Origin of the sequence: Enterobacter sp. J49 (assembly GCF_002148625.1) — a bacterium.
Lineage (GTDB): Bacteria > Pseudomonadota > Gammaproteobacteria > Enterobacterales > Enterobacteriaceae > Enterobacter > Enterobacter ludwigii.
This window is the reverse complement of the sequence record NZ_MWPY01000030.1, coordinates 266557-285746: the sequence shown is the minus strand read 5'-3', so window position 1 is coordinate 285746 and position 19190 is coordinate 266557. Positions and strand designations below refer to the sequence as shown.

General features: G+C 53.1%; 18 protein-coding genes. 10 read left to right on the top strand and 8 right to left on the bottom strand.

What is annotated here, in order from left to right:
- Positions 1-106: 106 nt before the first annotated feature.
- Both BJP35_RS10265 and BJP35_RS10260 read right to left on the bottom strand, forming a co-directional pair.
- On the bottom strand, positions 107-3109 hold the full coding sequence (locus BJP35_RS10265; RefSeq protein WP_086463065.1) for an autotransporter domain-containing protein: 3003 nt from the start codon (positions 3107-3109) through the stop codon (positions 107-109).
- A gap of 116 nt (positions 3110-3225) precedes the next feature.
- Positions 3226-3540 carry a lipoprotein gene (locus tag BJP35_RS10260; protein ID WP_014169014.1) on the bottom strand — a complete coding sequence of 105 codons (315 nt, stop codon included), beginning with the start codon at positions 3538-3540 and terminating at the stop codon, positions 3226-3228.
- Between the two features lie 175 nt (positions 3541-3715).
- On the opposite strand from BJP35_RS10260, the gene BJP35_RS10255 reads away from it, so the two are divergent.
- The 3 genes from BJP35_RS10255 to BJP35_RS10245 all read left to right on the top strand — a co-directional run bounded on the left by BJP35_RS10255 (position 3716) and on the right by BJP35_RS10245 (position 6526).
- Entirely contained in the window at positions 3716-4348 is a 633-nt protein-coding gene (locus BJP35_RS10255; protein WP_044867764.1) for a response regulator transcription factor, read from the top strand.
- On the top strand, positions 4345-6132 hold the full coding sequence (locus BJP35_RS10250) for a hybrid sensor histidine kinase/response regulator (protein WP_086463064.1): 1788 nt from the start codon (positions 4345-4347) through the stop codon (positions 6130-6132). The genes BJP35_RS10255 and BJP35_RS10250 overlap by 4 nt, the downstream gene beginning before the upstream one ends.
- A gap of 76 nt (positions 6133-6208) precedes the next feature.
- Positions 6209-6526 carry a YebG family protein gene (locus BJP35_RS10245; RefSeq protein WP_047955193.1) on the top strand — a complete coding sequence of 106 codons (318 nt, stop codon included), beginning with the start codon at positions 6209-6211 and terminating at the stop codon, positions 6524-6526.
- Between the two features lie 152 nt (positions 6527-6678).
- Here the strand turns inward: BJP35_RS10245 and BJP35_RS10240 are convergent, their stop codons facing one another.
- The gene (locus BJP35_RS10240; protein WP_086463063.1) at positions 6679-7515 is read right to left on the bottom strand and encodes a MipA/OmpV family protein; all 837 of its coding nucleotides are present in this window, start codon (positions 7513-7515) and stop codon (positions 6679-6681) included.
- 205 nt (positions 7516-7720) lie between these two features.
- On the opposite strand from BJP35_RS10240, the gene BJP35_RS10235 reads away from it, so the two are divergent.
- Together BJP35_RS10235 and BJP35_RS10230 are read left to right on the top strand one after the other, a co-directional pair.
- The gene (locus BJP35_RS10235; RefSeq protein WP_020885069.1) at positions 7721-8398 is read left to right on the top strand and encodes a response regulator transcription factor; all 678 of its coding nucleotides are present in this window, start codon (positions 7721-7723) and stop codon (positions 8396-8398) included.
- Positions 8398-9792: a HAMP domain-containing sensor histidine kinase gene (locus BJP35_RS10230; protein WP_086463062.1), complete on the top strand. Its 1395-nt coding sequence runs from the start codon at positions 8398-8400 to the stop codon at positions 9790-9792. The genes BJP35_RS10235 and BJP35_RS10230 overlap by 1 nt, the downstream gene beginning before the upstream one ends.
- A gap of 86 nt (positions 9793-9878) precedes the next feature.
- Here the strand turns inward: BJP35_RS10230 and BJP35_RS10225 are convergent, their stop codons facing one another.
- From BJP35_RS10225 to BJP35_RS10210, 4 genes are all read right to left on the bottom strand, one after another.
- A complete protein-coding gene (locus BJP35_RS10225) occupies positions 9879-10661 on the bottom strand; it encodes an alpha/beta fold hydrolase (RefSeq protein WP_080337630.1) in 783 nt (260 codons plus the stop codon).
- 99 nt (positions 10662-10760) lie between these two features.
- Complete coding sequence (locus tag BJP35_RS10220; protein WP_020885066.1) at positions 10761-11144, bottom strand: RidA family protein; 384 nt, start codon at positions 11142-11144, stop codon at positions 10761-10763.
- A gap of 107 nt (positions 11145-11251) precedes the next feature.
- Positions 11252-12709: an MFS transporter gene (locus BJP35_RS10215; protein WP_086463061.1), complete on the bottom strand. Its 1458-nt coding sequence runs from the start codon at positions 12707-12709 to the stop codon at positions 11252-11254.
- 49 nt (positions 12710-12758) lie between these two features.
- The gene (locus BJP35_RS10210; RefSeq protein WP_044857227.1) at positions 12759-13505 is read right to left on the bottom strand and encodes a glucose 1-dehydrogenase; all 747 of its coding nucleotides are present in this window, start codon (positions 13503-13505) and stop codon (positions 12759-12761) included.
- A 111-nt stretch (positions 13506-13616) separates the two neighbouring features.
- Here BJP35_RS10210 and BJP35_RS10205 point away from each other — a divergent pair, with 111 nt between their 5' ends.
- Positions 13617-14486 carry a LysR family transcriptional regulator gene (locus BJP35_RS10205; RefSeq protein WP_014169025.1) on the top strand — a complete coding sequence of 290 codons (870 nt, stop codon included), beginning with the start codon at positions 13617-13619 and terminating at the stop codon, positions 14484-14486.
- A 19-nt stretch (positions 14487-14505) separates the two neighbouring features.
- On the opposite strand, the gene BJP35_RS10200 is transcribed toward BJP35_RS10205, so the two are convergent.
- Complete coding sequence (locus BJP35_RS10200) at positions 14506-15414, bottom strand: LysR family transcriptional regulator (RefSeq protein WP_020885062.1); 909 nt, start codon at positions 15412-15414, stop codon at positions 14506-14508.
- A 125-nt stretch (positions 15415-15539) separates the two neighbouring features.
- On the opposite strand from BJP35_RS10200, the gene BJP35_RS10195 reads away from it, so the two are divergent.
- From BJP35_RS10195 to aroQ, 4 genes are all read left to right on the top strand, one after another.
- A complete protein-coding gene (locus tag BJP35_RS10195; RefSeq protein WP_014169027.1) occupies positions 15540-16277 on the top strand; it encodes an SDR family oxidoreductase in 738 nt (245 codons plus the stop codon).
- A 232-nt stretch (positions 16278-16509) separates the two neighbouring features.
- A complete protein-coding gene (locus tag BJP35_RS10190; protein WP_044857229.1) occupies positions 16510-17424 on the top strand; it encodes a LysR family transcriptional regulator in 915 nt (304 codons plus the stop codon).
- Between the two features lie 170 nt (positions 17425-17594).
- A complete protein-coding gene (locus tag BJP35_RS10185) occupies positions 17595-18242 on the top strand; it encodes an isochorismatase family protein (RefSeq protein ID WP_020885059.1) in 648 nt (215 codons plus the stop codon).
- A gap of 334 nt (positions 18243-18576) precedes the next feature.
- Entirely contained in the window at positions 18577-19140 is a 564-nt protein-coding gene (gene aroQ / locus BJP35_RS10180) for a gamma subclass chorismate mutase AroQ (RefSeq protein ID WP_042866541.1), read from the top strand.
- Positions 19141-19190 lie beyond the last annotated feature (50 nt).

Genomic DNA, 19190 nt, shown 5'->3' with positions numbered 1-19190 from the left:
CCGATGGGAACAGGTCAGCCTCACCAGATATCAGTTTGCGATGGACAGAAAACGGACAAAAAAAGACCCGCAGTACGCGGGTCTGTATAAATGCTGAAAAGGGTAATCAGAACGACCAGCGCAGGTTAGCGTTGACCGAATTGATGCGGGTGTCTTGACCAAGTTGCCCCTGATAACCGACATCCAGCGTCGCAGCGCGCGACAGCTGTACGCTGACGCCGATATCGCCCACCATCACGTCCTCATCAACGGCCTGGCCCTGGGTGATGAACGCGTCACTGCCGGCAAATGCCATCCGCGATGAGGTGTTTTTATCCCCGTAGGCGTGCTGCCAGCCCAACGAACCATACAGGTTAACGTTTTTCGGCAGTTCGGTGACGCCGCGCATCCCGAGCGTGGAGTAGAACGTGTTCATCGTTTCATTACGCACGCTCAGCGCGGCGGCACCGCCATCTTCCCTGAAACTGTCGGTATGCAGTCGAATCCAGGACAGGTTGATAAACGGTTCAACATTCATCGCCGGCTGGCCAAAACGGTAGCCCGCCTCGGTAAACGCCAGCAGCGAGTTGGCGTCGTAATCTGACTTCAGGCGGTCCGAGAAACCACTGAAATCAACGTTGCGCTCGCCTTCAATCTTGTGCCAGGTGTAACCCAGTGTGCCGCGCAGTGAGAACGCATTCTGTTGCGCTGCGGCATACAGGCCAAGGTGATAGTTATCGGTATCCGTGGATGAATGGCGGCTATCAACGTCGTAATCACCACGGCTATAACCAAAGTACCCCCCGACACGTACGTTATGGTCAGCCAACTTGCGATCCGCGCCCAGCAGGAAGCCGGTGGTGTTGCCGTCCAGCTTGCCTGCGTTACCGTTGTCGCGCGTTCTGCTCCAGGAACTGAAGGTCTGGCCCCATACGCCGTTATTTTGTTGCTCCGGCTGTTGTACCAGCGACATCGCTAACGGCGGTATCGGCAGACTGTCATTATCGAACGCGCGCTGCATGCGCTGGTTCAGTACGTTGAACAGCTGAGTGCTGCCGGCGATCAGGTTAGACTGTACCGACGGGTAAACTTCACCTGACAGCTGGTTGAACGCCTCGCGCGCTTGCGGTGCGCTGAGTACCAGCAGAGAGTTATACAGCGCCAGGGAAGGGCCGTTTTGTGTCAGCGTGGAAAGCGCGCCGGCGGTATTCCACTGGTTGCTGGTGTTGGCTACCGTCTGGAAAATACCCGGTTTACCGCTTCCTGGATTCTCGCCGCCTGGATTCTCACCGCCAGGGTTTTCACCACCCGGATTTTCACCCCCAGGGTTCTCACCACCCGGATTTTCACCCCCAGGATTCTCTCCGCCGGTCTCTTTCTGCGCGATGGTGAGATCGACAGCGTCGGTGCTCTGTTTCAGTGCCACGTCCAGGAAGGCGGATTTGGAGATGGCCCCGGCGAACTGGCCGTCAATTCCCCCGTTGGAGGTTAGAATGCGATAGCTTTGGCCCGTTTTGTAGCTGGTCTGCGGATCCAGCGCGGTAACCTGTACTTTAGCCTGATCGCTGATGGTCGTTTTGCCAGACACCAGTAACTGATCGCTGCGGCCGTCACCAGCGATATCAACGTCATAGAACGATTCACCCACAAAGTTCAGGTAGCGTTTCAGCGTCAGCGTGCCGATAGTACCATCACCGGGCGAGATATGGCCGCCGGAGAGGATCTCTGTCTGGCCCAGCGTGCCGTCACCGCCCAGCGTGCCGCCGGCTTTGATCGACGCGGCGCTGCTGTAACCTTGTCCGTTACTGACCTCCGATCCCGCCGTCGCGTTGAGGATCAGCGTGCCGCCGTTCTCGGCGCTAAGCGTCTGCACATCAAAAATATCGTCTTCGGGTTGGGTGTTGATATTGCTGGCAATAATGACTTTTCCACCGCGCGCGGTCACGTTCGCCTTGAGCCCTGAAAGATCGCCGTTCAGCGTGGTCTGACCGGAGGTATTGATCACTTCACCTTCGCCGCTCATCTTGTTGCTGAAAACGTAATTTCCGTCGGTATGGTTGAAGTAGACATAGCTGCCGAATAACCCACCCCGAAGGCTGATTGCCGTCTTCGCATCAAGAGTGCCCGCGCCGCCCGCCGCGCTGAGCGTCGGCTCCGTTAAACCGGTGCCGGAGTCCATATTGCCGCGGCTGCCGATTATCAGCGCGCCCCGGTTCGAGCCGGAGCCCGTCATCCCCACTACCAGCTCATTACTGCCTGCGGAAAATGCACCGCCGTCCATGACCGACAGTACGCCATTGCCGTAATCGCCAACGCTAACGCTGCTGGCACTGGTAAAACGCGAGCCCTCGCCCGCGATAACCAGCTCGGCGGTTTTACGCGCGCCAGAGACGCCCGCCACCTGAATGTTGCCCACGTTAACCGCTCCGCCGTTGAGCACGTCCAGATCGCCATAAAGCGTGAGCGTACGGCCAACATTCCATTGCGAACTGGATCCCGTGACGGTGGCTTTCGGGCTCAGCTTGTCGGTTTCATCTGGGCCGGAACCATTGCCGATACGGGCATCGTAGGTAGTGTTGAGCGTCGCACCGTTTTCAATCGCCAGCGTGGAGCGGGCACCCAGGTCAGTGCCAACGCTGAGAAAATTACTGACGACGCGTGAACCGGCGCCCGTAGCGATAAGGTGGCTGTCGTAGCCACGGGTGGTACCGACCACGATCTCCTTCGCGCTGGCCAGCGCACCGTCTTCAACTCGCAGGGTGCCCAGGCCAAGATTCAGGCCACCACGCAGAATGTACTGATCGTTAACCGCGTTCAGCTCAGCATTTGGTCCGCGGACCGTGACCGCGCTTTCATAAATTTGTCCGTTGAACAGTCGACCGATATTGATGTTATAGGCAGTGATTTTGCCATTATCGATCAGCAGGTTCCCGCGTTGGTTACGGCCGACGTAAACATCGCCGGTGTAACCTAAAGATTCGGTAACACGCGCGTCGCCGTCAAAAATGGCATCCGCTGCGCGAGCGAAATCGGCAGGGGAGAGCATCAACAGCGGTGCGGAAAATAGAGCGAGGTAAAGTCTGGAAAGCGGTGTCTTAACCGCTAAAGAATGCGATGTAGAGTTATTCACGGGCTATCTCCGTACTCATTAGCATGATGTCTGGAAAATCGTTTTTATATGAAACTCAAATGTGTCGGGAAATTTAAAAGGCGTTATTATTTGTACGCCTTTTGGTATTGAGGAAATTATTTATGCGTGACAACCGGCGTACAGGTCGGCGCGCTTAGCGTCGGCGCAGATCCTAAAATTCCAGGCATCATCATTGATGAGCAATCGAAAATTCGCCCTTTTTCTGTCGTGGCGCGATAAGAAAGTTTTTGGCCGCCCAATGCATCCGGTTGGGCACCATTCACGTTGGTCACCGTTATTTCGTCCGACGAGCCCAGCCCCAGCATTTTAGCGGTTTCCGCCTGCAGCAGTGGAATAGCCTGATCGGTTTTCAGGGTGGAACAACCGGCTAGCATCAACGTAACGGTTAAAGCGATTAGTGGTCTTTTCATAAATTATCCTTTATATCCAACCAGTTAAAATCACTGATTGTATTTATGTTTTCTATTACCCAAATCAGCGGGTAATATATTTCTCTTTCCTAATTGAAAAAACCCTCCTAAAGTAGGGTGGGTCGATAATAATTCATCTGTACTCTCAGATACGCGAAGGTGAAAGGAGATTCCTTTGGGGCAGAATTATGCGTTGGTCGTTGATGACCATCCATTGGTAGCAAGCGGCATCGCCAATTTTCTGATTACACATTGCCGGTTCAAACAGGCGTATGTCGTGACGAATGAAGAAGATTGCTACCGTCATATTAGGGAAAATGGCCCGCCACGTTTACTGGTAATCGATTTTTGGCTATCTTCCGGTACGGCGTTGAAATTACTCAAAGAAGTGAAACAGCTTTACCCTCAGGTGCGCCTTCTGGTCGTCAGTGGGGATGAAAATAACGATATCTGGCAGAAAGTGCATACGGCCGGAGGACACGGTTTCGTATTGAAAAGCGAACCTCCTGAATTATTCTCACGGGCCGTTTTTGCCCTGGCGGATAATCTGACATGGTTTCCTTGTGCAAACGAATGTGCCGTTAAGACGAATAATGAGAAGTTAAGTAAATTTAACTTAACGCCGCGGCAAATTGATGTTTTGAATATGATTATGCGCGGCCTGCCAAATAAAAGAATTGCCGCCCAGCTTTCTATTTCTGAGCCCACGGTAAAAGAACACATCAGCAATATTCTGAAAAAGATAGGCGTTAACAGTCGGGTGGAAGCCATCACGCTACTGCATGGCAAACGGGAGCCGTCGGAATGAGGTTTTTCCAGGGTTCACAGAACGATGGCATCTCTCCCCCCGCGCAAATTCGCCTGCTGAATAATACGTTTCTGCGGCTGGTATTCAGCTTTAGCGCTGTGCCTTTTGTCGGCATTCCTTTCGCTATCTGGATCCATTTGCTGGGGGACGATCTGGGTCCCACCATTACCTGGATAATAATTTACTTGCTCTGTGCTGTGGCGATCCGAATAGTGCATCGGCGCTATCAGCAAGAGGTTAAAGAAAATGATGATGAGGCCGTCCTGCGCCGCTGGCTTCCGCGCATTAATAAGGTGGCCTTTTTTCATGGGCTGGGGATTTCATCACTCTATTTAATTACCCCGCAGACGCAGAATTTTGACTTTTTCCTGCTCCTTAATATCAGCATTGCCGCTATTGTCGCTGCCAATGCGACGCATCTGACGCCGGTCATCAGCACCTTCACACGGTTTTTCTTTGCCTCCTGGGGGGTTCTGACTCTCGGTATCATCCTGCGACTGGATGACCTGATGTTCATCGTGCTGATGCTGAATCTGCTGTACGGTTTCGCAATCTACCGCCATGCGTTAACGTCCCACGCGTTCTTTATCCAGCAAGCACTACTGGAAGAGCAAAGCTCACGCCTGGCGGAGCAGTTCCGGCAGGCCAAAGAAGAAGCGGAACAGGCGTTGCTCGATAAAAATCAGTTCCTGACGACCGCCAGCCACGATCTTCGCCAGCCGGTGCATGCCATGGGCTTTTTGATCGAAGCCATTATCCACAGAAACCAGGACGACAGCCTGACGCCGCAGCTGCTTGACCTGCAACAGAGCGTTCGTTCGGTGCACCTGATGTTCAATTCCCTGCTCGATCTCAGCAAAATTGAATCTGGCAATGTAATGACCGCCCCTACACGCGTGGACATCGGCACGCTTCTCGACTCGGTGATCACCCTGTTTCGCGAAGAGGCCAACAGTCGCGCCCTGCGGCTGCGAACCTGGCGGCCCAAACGTCGCCTCTTCGTGATGGGGGACCCGCTGCTGGTGCGTCAGTCCTTGATAAACCTGATACAAAATGCCCTTCGCTACACGCAGCAGGGCGGTGTGCTGGTTGCCATCCGTCCGCGCGGTGCCGAGTGTCTGGTGGAAGTATGGGACACCGGGGTGGGGATTGCCGACGACGAAAAAAGCAAAATCTTCTCGCCTTACTACCGCCCCGAGCTGGCATGGAAGATCGACAGCGCAGGGCACGGGCTGGGCCTGGCGGTGGTTGCCCGCTGTGCCAAGCTGATGAACGTGAAGTATGGAATGCACTCCATTGAAGGCAAAGGTTCACGATTCTGGATGCGCTTTACGCAATACACGGGTGACGTGAAAGCGGTGGATCCACTGCCCGCCGGTGACAACCTCTCTACACCGGTACGCTATGCGCCACTGCATGGCTCCTGCCTGATCGTTGACGACGATCCGCTGGTGACGTCCGCCTGGGAGAGCCTGATGAGCCTCTGGGGGATTAACGTGCGCTGCGCGGCCTCGGCCGAAGACGCTTTTGCCATCATTGACGACGGTTTCACGCCATTTGCTGTACTGTGCGACCAGCGCCTGCGATCCGGCGAAAGCGGGTTCGACATCCTGAAAGCACTTTTCGAACGTCTGCCCGACATGAGCGGCGCGATGGTCAGCGGGGAGTTTAACTCGCCGGTTCTGCTGGAAGCGGAGCAGGAAGGCTACCTGGTGTTGCGTAAGCCGCTGGAGCCCGCCAAACTGCATGCGCTACTGACACAGTGGTCTGCAGGCTCGGGCTAAAACGAAAGTACAATTTGACTGCAACACAATTCTGGAAATGCTATACTGTATATAAATACAGTGTGAGAGGTGCGTAATGGCTGTTGAAACAAAATATGTTGTCGTACGAAAAGGTGAAGAGAAAATGACATTTGCCAGTAAAAAAGAGGCTGACGCTCACGACAAACTGCTCGACATGGCAGAAGCGTTCACCGACTGGCTGTTGCAAAGCGGCATGCAGATGGATGAAACGCAGGCTGAAAATCTTGGGCTGTATCTCGCCGAGCAGAAAGAGGCCGTGCAGCATATTCTGCGTACCAGCAAGCTTCCCGATTTCAATGCCGCCACTGCCATAGATAACCCCGAGCCAGATGCGGCTGGCAGTAAAAAAATCAGAGCCGTTAAAGCTGCCTGATCGCCAGAGTGCATCATCGATTCTGATGCCCCGAGTCAGGGGGGCATCAGGGCGTGTTGAGTGCCGCCCCGTTATCTTACTGGGGCGGAACGAATACATATTATTGAGAGTTCTGAGCGAGAAGTCGTCGGGAAGCACTCATCCCATCACGATCAGAAGCTGTACGTCACTTTCAAACTTCCCGTGGGCGACGTTTTTCGTTGAACAATGGGGCTATTGCCTGCATCTCCCGTCAACTGCGTAACACCTGTTGCGACAGCTACGCTCCAGTCCGGGGTGAGCTTGTGGGTCCAGTCCACATTCAGCGAATAAGCATAAACACCGGATCCAGCATCATGTCGGGAAAACCCCGATGCTGCTGACTGTGCGGCATTCACCCCGTAGTAAGTCTGCATGTATTTGCTGGATCCCCAACTGGTGGTCAGCGCCAGCGTCAGCGAATTTTTCGGTGATGTATAAAGTGGGCTGATAATCCCGAAGTGCAGGGCCTCACCGTTGTTTCTTTCAGAAACCGGCACTTCAGCCTGCAATTGCACACTCAGCCAGTCGGTCACCTTATACCCCAGTCCGGGCACAATGATGGCCGAGCCTTTGACGTCACCCATACCCCGCAAGTCGTCACTGCCGGAGCTTATTGAATCGCTGTTCACGTCACGATCCTTGCGACCAACGCGATAGCTCAGCGCAGCGTTGTAATCCAGTTTACCGACACTGTTACCGTAACCGATACCCCGCGTGGTGCTGATAAAGACGCCATTTGCCATGGAGTAATCGAGCACTAATGCTGTAGTGGCACGGCTTTTATCCGAACCAGAATAGCGTGGCGCAATATCCACACCTCCCCCCAGGGTCAACACGTTACCCTGGTTCTGTTCTGCCGCCAGTGTCGGGGTGGTCAGAAACGCCAGAACGACTCCCGGCACTATTTTTTTCAGGCTGCGAGGCGAGAGCAAAGGAGGATACTGATGACGCAGTGCGATGTTTCTCATTAAAGAAGTCCTTGTGGATTCAAATGATGACGATACAAGCGGTTATTCACGCCAGTTTTCTCAGTTTGAATACGCACCCTAAGGTTCTTATGAGCCGAAAATGAAGAAACGCTGAAGCAAGTACCGCTGCAGTAAACCTGATAGATTTATCGAAACCGTTTTTTTCTTAAGACGTTCTTCATTCACTGTTGATACCGTTACCAATGTGAAAATTCTACTAATCGAAGACGACCTGGATCTGGGCAATGGCGTGCGGATCGCCCTTGCAGATCAAGGATTTGATGTCATATGGGTTCGCCGCAAAGAGGATGCGCTGCATCAGCTTGATGCCTGCGTGCCAGAACTGATATTGCTCGACCTGGGACTGCCCGATGGCGATGGCATGGGCCTTATGACCTGCTTGCGGCAACAGTTCAAGGGGATCCCTGTCATCATCCTGACTGCGCGAGGCACGCTACAGGATCGCCTGTGTGGGCTGGATGCCGGTGCAGACGATTACCTTGTTAAACCTTTTATTCTCGCCGAGTTGTTGGCCAGGGTAAGAGCGCTTGCGCGACGCAGTTACGGTTTTCAGAATGAGGCAATAGAAATCAGAGGGTTATCTCTGCATGTGCCAACGCGTCGCGTGACGGTGAGTGCCCGTCACGTGGAGTTGACGGCAAGTGAATACGCGCTGCTTGAAACGTTAATGTTGCGCGCTGACCGCGTGCTTACACGACGATTTCTGGAAGAAAGAATCTTCGGCACCAAAGAAAATCTGAGTAATGCTCTCGACGTGCATATGGGGAATTTGCGTCGAAAAATCGGGGACGGTTATGTGCGAACGGTGAGAGGGGTGGGGTATGTCATTGATACTGTACCGATCTACAAAGGCGGTGATTGATGCGAAATATCTGGCGCACCCTGAGACTCCCCACGCTCGTACGGCGAATCATCATCGCCCAGATGCTGCTGCTGACCTTGCTGTGGTGTCTTTTTTTGACTTTTGTTTTGTGGGAGGACTTGCGTAGCCCCCCGATATTAACGGGCAGTAAGACCTACGAAACCCTTTTTACGCTGGTGGACAGTATGGACGATCGCCCCCAGGAACGCACCGATGTGCTGAACACGTTCAGTAAGGCGTTGCGGGAGGGATATGGCGGAGGTGAAGATCCTGAACTGTCAATCAGCCTCATTATTCGCAAACATAACGAGATAATTTATTCATCTGATGGCGCACCAACAGGGGTCGTAAACACCCAATTGGGGGAATTACAGCGTATTGAGAGTGAGGGGCGCACCTGGACCAGCCGTACGCTCAAATCCGGGAACTCCGATGTGGAGGTGACACTTGTGACGCCTGCCGGAGGCTGGAACTTCTTTATCTACCTGAACTCGCGTGGCTATTACATATTGCCGCTACTGGTGTGCATTCCTTTTCTTTTATTTCCCGCGTGGCTGTCAATTCGTATTGCAATGCGACCCTGGAGCAAGGTCGTAAATGAAATATCCTTGCGAACGCCAGACGATCTCTCTCCATTTAAAGCCATGCCAAAACACAGGGAGCTTCGCCAAATGGTGGACGCGATAAACGTGTTTCTTGCCAGGGTGCGCGAAAGCGCGGAAAGGGAACGGATTTTCATTGCTGATGCCGCTCACGAGCTGCGTACTCCTCTTGCTGCAATGCGAATCAACGTGGAGGCGCTGCAGTCGTATGTAAGCAATGAGACTCAACAGGAATTACTGGCGGGGATTATTCGCAGCAACAGCCGGGCCGCCCGACTCGTCAATCAATTGTTGCTGATGATGCACAGTGAAGCACGTATTGATACCGTTATGCAGCCAGTGCCGCTGACGACGCTCATTCAGGAGCGAATGGCTGCACTGGAACCGCTGGCTACGGAGCGCAGGATAGAGCTTGAATTCATCTCTGATGATGAAGTCTGGATCACAGGCATCAGGGAGCGCCTGATGTCGCTGATTGACAATTTGATTGAGAACGCAGTCAAGTACAGCCCTGAGGGCGGACGGGTTGAAGTAGAGCTACGATCGCGGGATAAATCCACGCAGCTTCGTGTCTCAGATGCCGGGCCCGGTATTCGGCCTGAATTGAGGGAGCGTGTGTTCGACCGATTTTTTCGCGACCCCAATCAGATGCAAAGCGGGAGTGGACTGGGGCTTGCCATCGTCAACGCGGTTGCGCAGCAACACAACAGCAGCGTAGGCCTGTGTACGTCTGCAGAAGGCGGGCTGCTGGTCACTGTCGATTTCCCAACTCAGATAGCCGAAAATGCGTAGCAGAGGCCAGAAGCAGACATCTAAGAAAAATGACCTGGCGTTTGATTCGCAGAGAATAGGGGGACTCTGTTTGCACCAACGTTATTTTAAAGGCCTGTTTTATCGAGCCATCTGGACACACGCTGGGCCAGTTCATCCGGTTTTTCCAGAGGAATAAGATGTCCACAACCGTCAACATAATCCACACAGGTTCCGGTTAGCCTGGCGAGTTCTTCTGCCTCCTCTGTTGAACGCAGCCGATCATGTTTCGCTGCAATAACGTAGGTCGGGCATAAAATGGGTTTTAATGTTATTCGCTCGCGGTTTAGCCCTGACTGAACTCTGAATACATCGGCTCCCAGCCTTTTTCCCATATTACGGATTTTCTCAATAATGGCCGTATTACTGGCGAGATCAGCATGAAGGGATTTTCTAATGGCCGTTGTGCTCAGCTCACTAAATTCTCTGGAGGAATTGATATTCGCTGCAGCAACACGGGTATTTATCTCTTCTGCCGAATCCTCTCTGAGAGACGTAGCAATGAGGATCATCGCCGCTGTCCGCTCCGGAAAAGCCTCATAAATAGCTCTGGCAACATAACCACCTAGCGAAAAGCCGGCCAGCACAAAACGCTCCGGTAGTTTCTGGACTATATTAGCGGCAATATCCTGGATTGTGGTTCCCTGGCCCAGGCTCGCAGGTATAAAGAGCCTGCGCTCGGGAAATGCGGTGATAAAATCGTCCCACAGTGTTTCATCAAGCATAAATCCCGGGATAAGTACCACAGGAAGGTTCTCTGCATTCATCGGCAAGTCCCATTTTCTGGCCGCAGTGCCATTGCCAGGGTTTCTGAATCTGTAAACATAGCCTATTGCAGTTGATGAAGACATTGTCGTCTCGTCGAGGTCTGCCGTTTGTTCGTAGCAGACCTTGCGGCGCTTAAGCCGATCCGGTTCGTACCCGGGGTGATTTGGGGACACACGGTGGCACTACTTTTTAGCCACAATCCGCATTTCCACCAGCGCATTTTCTGGAATGAACGCTGATACGCCTATGGCAGTCCATGCCGGGTAGGGTGCCTTTACATATTCATCTTTCACTTTAGAAAAAACGTCTATATGTTTTTTAAGATCAATATGAAAAGTGGTCATCTCAAGAATATTTTCATACCCTAAGCCTGCGGCTTTCAAATAAACACCAAGCTTATAAAACGCATCATGGAATTGTTCTTCCGGATGCTGACTTATCGGTTTGTCCTTCCGTGCCGCGGTAACACCAGAGAGATACACCGTGCCATCTGCTTCGATAACGGGCGAGAAGTGCCAGTCATCGAAATAGTGTTGAAATTCTTCAGGGACTATCGATTTTTTCATGATTTTTTCTCAGGTTGACGCATGAGTTCCTGCTGCGGGTAAACGGCACGCTGGGGAGGAACATGAGCAAGGATGTCCACCCCTCAGCCAGTTGATTGTCTGTTACGTTACTTGATAGACGCGCCGCTCGCAGCAGAAAATAAACCGGAGGCCTGCCGGATAAGCTGGATGCTTAGCGCGGCACCCGTTGCCAGGCATATCGCCATCGCCAGAAGGGCGACGATAAAGGCATGCGTAATATTTGCACCGCTTCTGCCGTTGTCCAGCATGCTGTAAAAAATACTACCGATGACGGCGACGCTCAGTGCAGTGCTGATTTGGAGTGTCGAGCTGGTTACCCCGGCAATCATGCCTGAAAACGCCGGTGCAACGCGGCCTGTCACCATCCGGACCAGCGTCGGCATCGCCAGTCCTTGGCCGAGGCCGGTGATAAAAAGCAATACAGCGAGCGGCAGCATGGCCGGTGCGCTACCCATCATGGTATGGGCAATCAACCCTGCCAGGCCTGCTAACCCCAACGTCTCGCATCCCATCCCGATTGCGCTCAGATAATTGCCGACAAAACGCCTCAGATAAGGTGTTAGCAACGGACCGATCAGAAAACCCACGCCAAAAGGCAGAAAAAGCAGGCCCGCAGTCAGGGCGTTTAACTGCAACGCATCTTGTAGATAAACGGAGAACAAAAGAAAGAAGGCCCCGATAGAATAAAACAGCAAAACGATCGCCAGCCCCTGACCCAGCCCCGGCGCGCGTAATACGACCGGATCAAGCAGAGGCGAACCGCCGTTCTGGCTAAGGCGACGCTCATAACGCCATAACAGCGACGCCAGCAGCGGGACAGCCAGAAATGACAGCCATGTCCACCAGGGCCATCCCGCTTCACGGCCTTCAATTAACGGCACAATCAGCGCACTCAACGTGGCGGTCGCCAGTAACATGCCGACCGGGTCCAGTCGTTGTGCGGATGGCGCACGCGTCTCTTTCAGCAGTGGCAACCCGAAGAGAATGACCAGCAGCGCCACCGGCAAGTTAACGAGAAAAATAGCCCGCCATCCCAGGTGAAACAGATCCGCTGAGATCAGGATACCGCCCACTACCTGCCCGATAACCGAGGCCAGGCCAAATACAGCGCCATAGATACTCAACGCGAACGGTTTTTCCGCTTCCGGAAAAATGGCCTGTACGGAAGCCAGTGCCTGAGGCGCCATAATCGCGGCCGTAGCACCCTGTAACACGCGTCCACTAATCAGTACCCATGGTGACCAGGCTAAACCGCACAGCAGCGATGCCACCGCAAAACCGATAAGCCCTATAAAAAACATCTTCCCACGACCATAAATATCACCCAGACGACCGCCGGTAATTAAGGTTACGGCATACACGGCTGCATAGGACGAAATGACCAGCTGTTCAGCAGAGGAAGAGGCGCTCAGCTCGTCCTGAATAGCAGGTAGCGCAACATTGACGATAAAAAAATCGAGCGGGGGCAAAAATGCGCCAACCAGCAGGATGACAAACATTGCCCAGCGACGCGGCTCGGCTTGCGGGAGGATAGGGGGTGACATGGAACACTCCACAGGTAACAGTTATGTGCAGAGATTGAGAGGCAGGGCGTTAGCGCATGCCACCAGAGGCAAGAATCACCTCACCGGTGATCCATCCCGCATCGTCTGATGCGAGAAATGAGACGATCGGCGCAACATCCTGCACCTGACCGATGCGGCCGAGTGGGGTCTGCTTTTCATTCCATGTCTGGAAGTCCGAGTTCATCGCGCCTGCACTATGACTGCCTTCCGTTTCGATAAGGCCAGGGTTGACCGCGTTGACGCGAATTCCCCGGGGGCCGAGTTCTCGTGACAGTACCCCGGTAATAGCATCGATCGCCCCTTTGGTGCCGCTGTAGATGGCACTCTCGGCGATAAAGACGCGGGTGACGAACGAACTGATGTTAATGATGCTGCTGCCTTTATTCAGATGCGGTGCAGCAGCGCCGGACATTAATAGCGGGCCCAGAACATTGATGTCGAATTGTCTGCGGTAGAGTGCCTCTGTGCTCTCTTCAATGCGGGCGAACTCATAAATGCCGGCGTTGTTCACCACAATGTCCAGCCGCCCGAAAATGTCGATGGCCGCGTGAACCAGCACCTCAACCTCAGCCTGACGGGTGACATCCGCCGCGACCGCTACCGCCTGCCCACCGGCAGCTTGTATATCGGCAACGACGTTATCAGCACTACTTTTGCCTGACGCGTAATTGACAATAACCTTTGCACCGTCAGCCGCCAGTTGACGGGCAATCCCGGCTCCGATGCCTTTGGAACCACCGGTTACAATCGCCACTTTGTCTTTTAATTTGTACATGTCATTCATTTCCTGACTGGGGTGAGGACGCTATAGTGATATCGACAAAGTTGTTTTGGAACTGCCACTTTTGTATATTCAATGTTCATTTTTGTACGGTGAGACACTGGCATGGAATGGGGCGACGTCCGGGTATTTCTTGCAGTTATGCGTAAGGGCTCTTTCGGCGAGGCGGCACGAAGCCTGGGTGTGAGCCATCCGACGATTGGTCGCCGGATAAAGGCGCTTGAGGAAGAGGCGCAGCAAGCGCTATTTCGCCGGACACAGGAGGGGCTGGTTCTGACCGACGCCGGCGACAGGGTGCTGAAGCTGGCAGAAGCGATGGAAAACTCCGCGCTGGCGATGGAGCGGCGTCTCGCCGGTAATCACGAACGTCTTGAAGGGATATTGCGGATCTCTTCAGCAGAGTGGTTTGCCAACTATGTTCTCGCACCGGTCCTGGAGGAACTGACGCGCCGCCATCCGGCGATTGTGCCGGAGCTTATCGCAAGCTACCGCTTACTTAACCTGTCGCGGCGTGATGCCGACATTGCGTTTCGCATCGTTCCCTTTACCGAACCGGATATTGTACAGCGCCGCCTGATGCGCATCCCCTATGCGCTATATGGAACGCCGGAAATCGCCGATATCGCCCGACACGATCCGGCCGCAGTGGGGCTTATTCTGATGAACACGGCACAATCCCACTTCTCTGACGTCGCCTGGCTGCTCGACAGGTTCCCCCAGTCACGACGTGTGTTCACCAGTACCAGCCGGGCCGTACAGGCACAGATGTGCCAGCGTGGAATGGGCATCGCCGTGTTACCGCGCCCGCTTGGTGATGCCATCACCGGCTTAGCGGCTATCAGCATGCCGGAGCCACCGCCGTCCAAAGATATATGGGTAGGGTATCACTCTGACCTCCGGCATATGGATCGCCTGCGGGTTATGCTGGATATCGCCGATGCGATGCTTGCCGATCCCGCGGCGCCGTCAACGTGAGCGACGGTTTACGCAGCCATTAAGCGTTCACCTCAAAGCGTTCCCGATAGAGAGAAACCAGCCAGTCTACAAAAATCCGGACACGGGGAGACAGCTGTCGGTGCTGTGGATAGATAGCCGAAAGTTGCATGGCCGGGCTTTTCCAGTCGCTTAACACTTCCTGTAGCAGGCCATCCCGAAGGGCATCGTCCACATGATAACGTGGAAGCTGAACCAGCCCACATCCGCGCAACGCGCAAATAACGTAATTCTCTGCGTCATTCACTGTCATCCAGCCTTTGGTCGGATAGCTTTTCTCTTTACCGTTAACAATGAGTTCCAGAGGGTAGTTCTTACCCCGGCTGGTGGAAAAGAAATTGACGCTCTGGTGAGAAAGCAGATCGTCTGGAGTCATCGGTCGGCCGTGCTTACGAAGATAGTCCGGACTGGCGCAGATAACCTGAGGCATCTGGGCTAAAGGCCGGGCAATTAATGATGAATCAAAGAGCTTGCCCGCGCGTACGGCGCAGTCAACGCCTTCCCGAATCAGATCGACCAGACGATCCCCACTGCTGATAACCAGCCTGATGGCGGGATAGCGGGCGTGAAACTCGTCAATACGGGGCAGTACAATGCGGGTCGCATGGGCCCCGTGAAGATTCACGCGCAAAATCCCCTGTGGCCTTACGCCGGAATGACGCAGGGAAGACTCCGCATCGTCCAGTTCAGAAAGAATATGCACGCAGCGTTCATAAAATGCCTCGCCATCCAGCGAGGCCCGCACGTGTCTGGTCGTGCGCTCCAGCAGACGACACTCCAGGTTTTTCTCCAGGCTTTTTATTGCATTGCTGGCCGTCGCTCTGGGGATCCCTAGCTGGTCCGCGGCCTGACTGAAGCTTTGAAGCTCTACAATGCGGGTGAAGAGCAGCATGGTATCAAATTTATCCATCACGGATCCTGAAGGCGATTATTAACGATAATGGAATTATGTTATCAAATATCACCCATTTATCTCTCCTGCTAAAACATTAATATCTCCATTCAGACCCCCTTTCACTGAAACCGGAGAGAACGATGGACAAAGTCAATAAAACTGCCCTTGTTACGGGCGGTTCCCGTGGTATCGGCCGCGCCATTGCTGAGCGTCTCGCGCGGGACGGTTTTACCACTATCGTGAATTACGCAGGTAATGCCGAGGCGGCAGAGCAAACCGTGCAGAGCATCGTTGCTAAAGGTGGCCGTGCGACGGCGATTCAGGCTGATGTTGCCAGCGAAGCGGATGTCAGCCACTTGTTCCAGCAAGCGAAAGCGGTTACCGGCAGACTGGATGTGGTGGTGCACAGCGCGGGGATCATGCCAATGGCGAAGATTACCCCTGCCGGTCTTCACGATTTTGATCGTGTCATTCATACCAACCTGCGTGGCGCATTTCTGGTGCTGGCAAATGCTGCTGAAACCGTGAGTGAAGGCGGCAGAATCATTGCCCTTTCGACGAGCGTGATCGCCAAATCCTTCCCGGCTTATGGTCCCTATATCGCCTCAAAAGCAGGCGTGGAAGGGCTTGTACACGTGCTGGCAAACGAACTGCGGGGCAGAAATATCACCGTTAATGCCGTTGCTCCGGGCCCCACCGGGACTGAGCTCTTCTTTAACGGTAAGAGCGAAGAGCAGGTTGCGGCCGTTGCAAAACTGGCCCCGCTCGAGCGCATCGGTACCCCAGAAGAGATCGCCAGCGCAGTAGCGATGATCGCCGGTCCGGACGGGAGCTGGATCAACTCGCAGGTTATTCGTGTAAACGGTGGCTTCGCCTAATCCCCCCGACAGGCGGATGCATACGCTTCCGGGGTAAATGAGCGATGAGGCCTGCACGGTCATGCCGCGCAGGCAATAGTCAATATCGTCAATACACCTGCGGGAAACGTCCCTTCCGGGTTGATATTGATCCGACTGATGAGAGTGCGGCGGTGGTCAATGCCATTGCCGAGCGCATCCGCCAGCAATTTTTACAGCTGGCCTGCCGATAAGATATTTGGATTTAAAGAGTATGAAGAAAATGACCTCCCAGAACTTTTCCTGGGATGATTTGAAAACCGTTATGGCTATAGGTGAGCACGGTAATCTGTCACGCGCCGCAGATGCTCTGGGCATCAATCATTCCACCTTGTTTCGTCGGTTGGGGGCCATTGAGACGTCGCTGGCATTAGCCCTCTTTCTGCGTCGCCGCACCCACTACGTTCCGACAAAAGCCGGAACCGCGCTGATCGCCCTGGGACACCGCATTGAAGAGGATATCCACTATGTTCTACAGAACATTGAAGAGGATGAATGCGGTTTTTCGGGGGAGATAAGGGTCACCACGTCGGATGCCCTTTTGCAGGATTACCTTAACCCGCTGATCGCGTCATTTAGCCGAATAAATCCCCACATTACCTTTCAGGTCTCGACAGAAAATGAATCCGTCAATTTGTTCGATGGCGGGGCGGATATCGCGTTTCGAGCCACCAGAGACATTCCGGAGCATCTTTCCGGCCGCAAGGTGGGATCGGCGTTCTGGGCAGTGTATGGTTTACGTGAACAATGGGAAAAAAAGCAAGTCAATGCTATGACGCTCACGGAGCATCGCTGGGTCTCCTTCCATTACGCAATGTCTAAGTTAAACGCCTTTCTGTGGATTGAAAAAAATATTCCCGAGAAAAATATCACCTTTCGCGGCGACTCCGTTCTCAGTGTTGCGTCGGCAATCTCAAGCGGCATTGGGATCGGTTTGTTACCCTGCATGCATGGCAATCAGATAGATAAACTGGCTCAGATTAGCCCCATCGTGGAGGGACTGGGTGAAGACATTTGGCTGCTCGCGCATCCTGATGTGAGGAAATCAGCAAAAATAAGGGAATTTATGAATCACTGTTCCCACTATTTAGCAGAGAACAGAAAGAGAATATTCGGACAAACATGTTAATTCCTTTTTTCATATAAAATTCATTAATATTTCACAGCGTTCATTTTTGCAATAAGCCCTTTGCAAAAATGAACGGACAAAAGAATATTTCGTTTTGTATAGTTTTCTCGTGTTCACGAATCAGGTCATTAACACACTGATAAATTTAAACAAACATCGCGGAAACTATTATGACGATTAAAGCAACACCTGCAGCGGCCAGAAATCTGTTAAGCCCGGAAAACCATGCGCTGATCCTGCTGGATCACCAGAGCCAGATGGCGTTCAATGTGAAAAATATTGATATCGGCCTGCTGAGACAAAATACCGCAGTCCTCGCGGAAACAGGCAAGGGGTTTAATATTCCGACCCTTGTTTCAACGATTTCACGCCATGATTTTGCGGGCCCGGTATTTCCTGAAGTTTCAGCGGTATTCCCGGATGACGCGTCGTACGTTAACCGATCCACCTCAAACGCATGGGAAGATGGTAATTTTGTTGATGCCGTCAACAAACTGGAGCGCGACCGCCTGGTGTTTGCAGGTCTGTGGACCTCGGTCTGTCTGAATGGTCCGGTTCAGTCTGCCATTGAGCAAGGTTTTGACGTCTATATCGTCACAGACGCCAGCGGTGACATGAGTGCAGAAGCTCATGAACGCGCTGTGCAACGCATGATTCAGGCTGGCGCAAAGCCGATTACTGCCCTGACTTACCTGCTTGAACTGCAACGTGACTGGGCACGTCATGAAACCTACGAACTGACCACTTCGATCAGCCAGAAACATGGCGGAGCGTTCGGTATTGGCATCCAGTATTGTGCAGATATGGTTCACGCCTAAGATAACTCGCCATACGATTTTTTTTGCTGGGGGAGTGGAATGACCGTATGGCCGGTATGCGGGCAGGATGCAGTATTCCTGCCCGCATGTTTTTTCTGAGTTCTGTTCATCTTTCTTCGTTCCCCCTCGCTCGCCGTTTCGGCAGCCTGTCTTACCCCGAATTCTTTTGAAAACCATTCCGAACAAACATGGCATCCAGCATTGAGTAAAAAATGAGTGATGAAATTGACACTAAACCTACCAACTGGTAGGTTGGTTTTCGTTCGCTTTCCAGCCAACCGGATCCGGGCCTGAGAACGTTATTTTTTTACCTATGCGATAAGTGAGATCGGTAATGGAGAAAAAGCATGAGTTAGCGGCAGGGCCATCCATTCAGGGAGATGGCATTGCGGAAACAACGACAGCGATCGAGGTTTTTTCCGGCCCTGGCATGAGTATCAACCTGCGTTTTTGCCTGATGAAAGAGGTTGCAGCGTATAAGGCGCAGCAGGGTCAGGCAATTGCCGACCCTGAACAGGAACGGGACGTGCTTGAAAGAGCCTTTGCTGTCGCCCACGCGTCAGGGCTGGAAAGAGAGAGCGTCAGGTCTTTCATTCAACTGCAGATGGACATTGCGAAGGCTATCCAGCATTTCCATTGTGCCGACTGGCTCATGGAAGAAGACACACCGAGGACACCGATGCCGCTCTCTGCGGTGAGAGCAAAAATTGCCCATGCCGATGAATCAACGCTTCGCAGTATCGCCCGGAAATTAAAAACGGAGGGCGGCTTTTCCGGAGCTGATAAAGCGGCATTCATGCGAGAAATTCAGCATGAAAAAATACGTGACAGAGATAAAGAGCGGCTCTGGGCTACAGTTAAAAAAATCCTGCTTCATTCATCCTGTGGCGCGTCTTAATGGGCGAGTTATCACGTCAGCAGCGAAAGACGTGCTTAATGTTTTCAGGA